Genomic DNA, 6,773 nt, shown 5'->3' on the forward strand with positions numbered 1-6,773 from the left:
TATTTTATTGTAACTCAAATTTTACAGGTCTTAAGAATAAATCTTCTAATGTTTCTTTTGCATTTTTTTTCTCAAATAAAATCTCATATAAGGCATTACAGATTGGAAGTTCTACACCATACTGTATAGATAATTTCCTTAATGCCTTAACTGTAGAAACGCCTTCCGCCAGTTTTCCGAACCCTTCACCTTCAACGTATGCTTGTCCAAATTTCCTATTATGACTGTGCATTGAGAACAATGTTGCTTCATAATCTCCTAAATGACTTAAACCATAAATCGTCAAATCATTTCCACCCATTGATCTTACTAGACGAGAAATTTCTCTTGTCCCTCTAGCCATAAGTGAACCTTTTAAACTGCTATAACTTAATCCATCTAACATACCTGCTGCAATTCCCATAACATTTTTTGTTGCAGCACCTATTTCATTACCAATAAGGTCTTGACCATAATAAAACCTGATTAAATCACTATTAAGCTCTTGAACAATCATTTTTGTTATTTCAACATTTTCAGAACCAATAACCATACAATTCGGAATATCATTTACAAAATCTTGTACATGTCCTGGCCCTACCCAAACTGCTAAATTTATACTTCTTCCGACCTCATCACTAAATACTTGAGAAAGTCTTTTTCCACTAGAGGCTTCAAGTCCTTTCATGCATAAAATGAATATTTTGTTTTGTATTCCTTTTAATAAGCTTAATTGTTTAGCAAATGACCGTAATTCTTGAGCACTGATTGAAATGATTATTATTTCTGCAAATGAAGTTGCTTTCTCCAATGAACTATTTAATTCTATAGTATTTGGCAATGACAGATAATCATTTTTTCTAGTTTCTTTTAATCCTATAAAATTCTTTGAACTTTCCCTTCCCCATAGCATTACATTATGGCCAACTTTATTGACGTACCAAGCCATAAAGGTTCCCCATCGACCACATCCTAAAACTGAAATGTTCATTATTTTCTCCTTCATCATTTCATAATCTAATTATTAATTTCTTTCCAAATTAAGGGGGTTCCACTATTTTTAAGGACACCCAAGTTTATATTCGACTAACTAAACAAAATTCCTTCATCAATTAAACTGCCCTATAGTTTATATTTATATCTTCACAAACTCCACAATAACATTCTCATAAATATACAGGCTTTTTTTAAAAGCGTTATTCAAGAAAAAAGACGCTACTCTTATTTTAGAAAAGCGCCCGTTTGTTGAATAAGAATACCCGGCAATACAGTTCGTAATTTTATTGATTGCTGCGAAATCAATTAAATTGACAAAAGGTCTTTTAGGTTTTACTCTTTTAATTTGCATTTGTCGTAGGATCGTAATTTTTTAAATCCTCGGGAGGAATCGTTTCCCCATCAATCACATAATATTCGAACTGCCCTTTTAAATCATTAGCGAAATAAAGATAGACGACATTTGGTTCGTTTTTAAAAGTCACTTCTACATGATACTTGGGTATGCCAAAAAAGTTCCACTTGCTTTCAAGAGTTATTATTTCTGATTCCTCATAGCCTTTTTCTTCAATTAAATAATCCATTACTGTATTAGCGGATAACTGTTTTTTTAATTGAATATACAAAAAAATTGAAGAAATTAATATTAGTATAATAGACAAGGTAATTAGAAATTTTTTTATTGAAATCACTCTCCCAACAAATTGAACTGAATTATCTCCATATATTAACTATTTCAACATACTTCTAAAAACACCTCTTCCACTAATCTTCAGTTAAAATACATATGTTCCAAAGCGTCGTTTGGTAACTTTTCATAAAAGAATGTTATTCATTAATCTGGCCCTTAAATGAAAAATGAGCACTTATCCTTTTCAAGGATAGCGCCCTTTTAATGAAATAACTTAAATCTGACCTCACTCATAATATCACTTAATTTTTATTCAACTAACGCATCCATTAGTTGAATAAGGAAATATGTTAATCCACACGCTGGCCCTTTTCATGAAGAAAAGACGCTTTCCTTATTTCAGAAAAGCGCTATGTTTTTTAAGTACATTACTTCAAAATGCGAAACTATAAACTAGTAGTTAAGCCTAACAGTTACAATGAATCCTCATATCCACTTTTTTCGTAAAGCTCCTTTGGCGATAATTTCGACCACTCTTCTGTCGTTGCCTCGGGATGATTTTCTACATACTCGCTAACAATTTGATAGCCTAGAAGATACCCATAAATGTACGGAAAATCATTTCTGCCTCCGTATAGTACAGTATTTATTTCGTCTCTATTCGTAGAATAAAGTGAGTCTTTAACTTTACTCCATAGCCTTTTTTCTTGCTCTGCATTCATATTATTTGCAACAGATTGTTCAAATACTAACGAAGCAAAATATTCTGCTTTCCCTTCGAATATAATATCACCAAGTAAATCCCAATTGTAATTATCTGAGTATTTTGCTGTCCAGGTGCTGTGGTGGTATTCATGAGCTATTGTGCTTTTTAAAATTGACTCGTTTTGGGACGGAGAGTTAAAAATTGAAATTTTCCCTGCATCTAAATTCACCCCTAAAAAGTTCACTTTGTCTCCCCGTGGTAAAAGACAGACAGTTGTTTCTGGACCAGGAAGTATTTTTGCTGATGCCTCTAATGCCTCAATTGTAGCCTCTTCTAGATTTGAAGAGTTTAGTATTCCAACGTCCCTTTTTAAGTTTTCCAAATTCCCTGGTGGAGTAGAAACATATTCTTTCACAAGGTGTGAATACTCCCCGCTCAAACATTGATCCTGAATGTTATCCATTACAATTTTCTTCCATAACTCCGAACGTTCACTTTCGCTGTCCGTATCTTTTGTCTTTTCTACATACTGATTGACCCACTTATAGGCAGAAATCACATGGAATAGCTGGCCCTTTTCATTCTTTGTGGTTGTTACGTATTTTTCACTATTTACATCTGCATCATTAGAATCTTTGTTGTTTGTCTGTCCAGGGTCTAATGAATTATGATCTCTTTCCTTTAAGGTTGAATTTTGACACCCTACTAGGATTAACACTGTCACTAAAAAGAAAATAATACTTTTTTTCATCGTATCCCCCCAATCATCTTAACAGCTATACGATTGAACAAAGAAGAAGGATTCAAAAATCTGTCAACGCCCGATTAATATGTATTAGTAATCTTTATTCAATTTAATGGCCCTTTAGCTAAAGAAGGAACAATTCTTTTTCAAGAATTGCGCCCTCTGATAGCGATAATAAGCAAAAGTTAACGTTCTACATCTTTTTCCTTACGCCTTCTAATTACAAGTATCAGGAAAACGATAACGAAGATAACTATGTAAGAAGTAAAAATAATTCCCAGTCCAACCCATATGCCCTCCTCAAAGAGGCTAAAGAAGCTCTTTGATGGTGGAATCAGTCTAAATACTAACTTGATGAAAATGATAGCCAAAGCTATGACCGCAGCGTCCCTTACGTTTCTCATTGATGCACCTCCTTACAATACAGTAAATCATATTCATTTCTGATTACCTTCAACTAAATGGCATTTAATGAAAATAAGCGCTGTTCCCTGTTACAGAAAAGCGCCCGATAATTGAATAACTATAATAAGTTCCCAAACCTAAAATCATGAATTCTTCTTTAACTAACGCCCCGTTAGATTAATAAATTAAAAAAATTCGTTTTCACTATTGAAATTAATACAACAATCATGAGTGCCATTTCAGAAATAGTTAAAATATATGTCTTACGATTAGTTTCATATTTCCATTCCATAAAGGCTCTGACAGACTCTGATATAATTATAAATATTGTTAATATAAACCACACATCTAAATACCAGATAATTTCTGTGGAATCTATATTAATTCGATAAAATGTACTCGCTAATATTAATACCGTAAACGTAATTCGAATCGCCCAATCTACTATCTTATGTAAATGATTGATATGATTATATGAAAACCACTTTTTGTTCTCGACTTTCAATAGCTTCCTCATAAAAAAATCAAAAGCAAAAAAGACAACACATATAGCAATGAATATTAAAATTATTATAGAACCATTATTATTCATCGTATCCACCTACAGTTTTTTTGTATGTCTAACTTAGCGTTTAAAAAAAGTATAAGTATTCAACTAGCCTGTCTCGATAGTTTAGGCACATTAATTTACAATCCCGACTAAATGTTAACATAAATTGACAGCTTCATAAAGAAGTTGGTGTTCAATTATATGGCCCTTTAATAAAAAATGAGCGCTTATACTTTTATCAAGGATAGCACCCGATTGTGGAACAATCATCATCATTTATTTTTGGTTACAGATTCACTTATCAACTTGCAAAGATAGCCGATTATGTATTCTCTACGTGTCGTTTCTTCTATATCGTTTTTTTCTACAAGGTCATCTATCCCTTTATAAACGGTCTCCCATAAAGGTGTACTTCAAATTGTTTATACGGATGCGACATACCAATGTATACCTCACTATTGTTACTCAACAATCTGGCCCGATTGTTGAAGATCGTTTTTCTTATTGAACTAACGCATCTGTTCGTTAAGTGTAACTCTTCACAATTACTTGATATTATATAGGTGAATAGAAAGATAAATTAAAATTTAGTTTAGTAGTTGTAAAAGTAGGTTATTTATATTATTCTATTATATTTTTTCAAAAAGGAGAGTTTATGAAAAAGATTATTGTTTTTGTATTCACGATATTTATATTATTCTCAGGATTCGCAACACAAAGTTATGCGTTGTCTGATTCGAAATCTGCGGCAATACAAGCGTTGCTAGATGATGCCTCTCGTATATCAGGTGTGCCGGGAATGTCAATCTCAATACTTGCTGATGATGAAGTGTTCTACTTTTCTTCAGGGTATGCTGACCGTGATAAGGGGTTGTCTGCAAGTGAAAATACACTCTATGAGTTAGCCTCGGTCAGTAAAGCTTTTACCGGTATGGGTATTATGCTGTTGGAAGAGCAAGGGCTGCTCTCAATGACTGACCCTGTCCAAAAATATTTACCTTGGTTTACGTTAAAGTATCAAGGGAAACCTGTTGATATGCAAAGCCTTACACTAAATAACTTTCTTCACCATACCAGTGGTCTAACAAATATTAGGCATACTCAAAGTATTCCACAAGGCAATACACCGGATATGTTGCAAAAGACTGTGGAAATGCTCGTAGATGCTGAATTGGCGTTCCCTCCCGGTGAACAGTATAACTATGGAACCGTTAATTATGACGTATTGGGTTTGGTTATTGAGATTGTGTCGCGACAAAGCTATGAAGACTTTATGAGGGAACAGGTATTTCAGCCGTTAGGTCTTCACCAGACGTATGTTTATAAAGAAGATGCTCAAGCCACTGGACAGTTGGCACAGGGCTACCGTTCTTCCTTTTTTATGACAACTCCATTTAAAGCTCCGGATTATGCTGGGAATAAGCCCGCAGGCTACATCATTTCTAATACAAAAGATATGGCGCGTTGGATGGGCATACAGATGGGTATTGTGCAGGACATACCCGAAATATTTCACACGGTTATCGAAAAATCACATAGGGGTGATATGTCTGTTTCGGCTGTCAACGATATGTATTATGCGGCAGGCTGGTCGGTAAACGCCGACCAAACGATTATAGAACACACTGGGGGCAATCCAAATTTCAGAACCGAAGTAGTCATACTGCTAAATGAACGAAAAGCCGTCTGCTTGCTGAGCAACGGCGCAAATACCAATATAAACCTGGTACTAAAAGTTAAAGATATATTAGACGGCAATCTAACTCAGTCATATGAAATAAGCGGCACACAGCTTTTGGATATCATTTTGTCGTCTATCACTATTATTCTTTGCCTATTGGCCGTTCTCCTATTTCTCTTAGGATTACGCAGAAGGAAAACGAATGAGCGGCAGCCAATGACAAAAAAGAGAATAATCGTAACAGTTATTTTCCTGATCGCTACGATTGCCCTGGGTATACTGTGCTGTGCTTTCGATTGGTCAACGATACTTATTTGGCAAACATATAGTGTTCTTACAGCTTTGATTTCTTCAGCATTATTTACAGCAAGCATTACATGGTTTGTATACACTCACCGATAAAATACCTAGCTCCCAAGATAAACATAATGTTAAGTAATTAAATTTCAATTTATCGGTATGCTTAATTTGAAAAACAAAAGACACTTCGGTGCCTTTTTTAATATCATCGACAATTTTCCCAGTCAAACCTAATTACTATTGCTTTCACTAACCTGCTCCGTTCGTGGAATAAGGATTTTTAAACAACTAATATTATTTTTCAAATGACTTTATTGTAAATTAAACAACAATATTATTTTTGTACAAGCGTCGTTAGATAACATTTCTTAAAAGACTGTTATTCAACAATCTGGCCCTTTTCATGAATAAAGTACATTGCCTAGAGGAGAAATCTGTAATTAAGCTAACGGGGCAGTTTAGTTGAAGAAGGTTTATTCTGGCTGGTATTGTAAATATTAGATATATGGTAAAATAAACCACTAAAAACAAATTAACAGATACGGAAAAATATTGGCGATTTGATAGAAGGTTGAACATATGGATGATAAGAAGAAGAAGGGGAAATTACAAGTCTCGGTAATTGTTTTAATGATATTACTATTGGTTGCGGCGTTTGTTTTATTTTTCTTAGGTCATTACATTGTGGCGTTTATTTTATTTGGAATTTTTATGCTGATTTTGGACTCTATTAGTAATTCGTTAGGAAATAAAAATGCAGATTACGTTTATAGAAAAAAT

At 33.9% G+C, this 6,773-nt stretch carries 7 protein-coding genes; 2 read left to right on the top strand and 5 right to left on the bottom strand.

Annotation, left to right across the window (positions count from 1 at the left end; genetic code table 11):
- Window positions 1–4: 4 nt before the first annotated feature.
- The 5 genes from ACIQ4I_RS04660 to ACIQ4I_RS04680 all read right to left on the bottom strand — a co-directional run bounded on the left by ACIQ4I_RS04660 (window position 5) and on the right by ACIQ4I_RS04680 (window position 4,054).
- Window positions 5–970 carry an NAD(P)H-dependent glycerol-3-phosphate dehydrogenase gene (locus ACIQ4I_RS04660; protein ID WP_403093291.1) on the bottom strand — a complete coding sequence of 322 codons (966 nt, stop codon included), beginning with the start codon at window positions 968–970 and terminating at the stop codon, window positions 5–7.
- A gap of 346 nt (window positions 971–1,316) precedes the next feature.
- Window positions 1,317–1,667: a DUF3139 domain-containing protein gene (locus tag ACIQ4I_RS04665; RefSeq protein ID WP_403093294.1), complete on the bottom strand. Its 351-nt coding sequence runs from the start codon at window positions 1,665–1,667 to the stop codon at window positions 1,317–1,319.
- A 412-nt stretch (window positions 1,668–2,079) separates the two neighbouring features.
- Window positions 2,080–3,063 (bottom strand): DUF2268 domain-containing putative Zn-dependent protease, encoded by a 984-nt coding sequence (locus ACIQ4I_RS04670; protein WP_403093297.1) that lies wholly within the window; start codon window positions 3,061–3,063, stop codon window positions 2,080–2,082.
- A 179-nt stretch (window positions 3,064–3,242) separates the two neighbouring features.
- Window positions 3,243–3,461 (bottom strand): hypothetical protein, encoded by a 219-nt coding sequence (locus ACIQ4I_RS04675; protein WP_403093300.1) that lies wholly within the window; start codon window positions 3,459–3,461, stop codon window positions 3,243–3,245.
- A gap of 173 nt (window positions 3,462–3,634) precedes the next feature.
- The gene (locus tag ACIQ4I_RS04680) at window positions 3,635–4,054 is read right to left on the bottom strand and encodes a DUF4181 domain-containing protein (RefSeq protein WP_403093302.1); all 420 of its coding nucleotides are present in this window, start codon (window positions 4,052–4,054) and stop codon (window positions 3,635–3,637) included.
- 613 nt (window positions 4,055–4,667) lie between these two features.
- On the opposite strand from ACIQ4I_RS04680, the gene ACIQ4I_RS04685 reads away from it, so the two are divergent.
- Window positions 4,668–6,095 carry a serine hydrolase domain-containing protein gene (locus ACIQ4I_RS04685; protein WP_403093304.1) on the top strand — a complete coding sequence of 476 codons (1,428 nt, stop codon included), beginning with the start codon at window positions 4,668–4,670 and terminating at the stop codon, window positions 6,093–6,095.
- A 477-nt stretch (window positions 6,096–6,572) separates the two neighbouring features.
- A partial coding sequence (locus ACIQ4I_RS04690; RefSeq protein ID WP_403093306.1) for a hypothetical protein occupies window positions 6,573–6,773 on the top strand: 201 nt, incomplete at its 3' end.

The organism is Rummeliibacillus sp. NPDC094406, assembly GCF_044763875.1.
In the GTDB taxonomy this organism is placed as follows: Bacteria; Bacillota; Bacilli; order Bacillales_A; family Planococcaceae; genus Rummeliibacillus.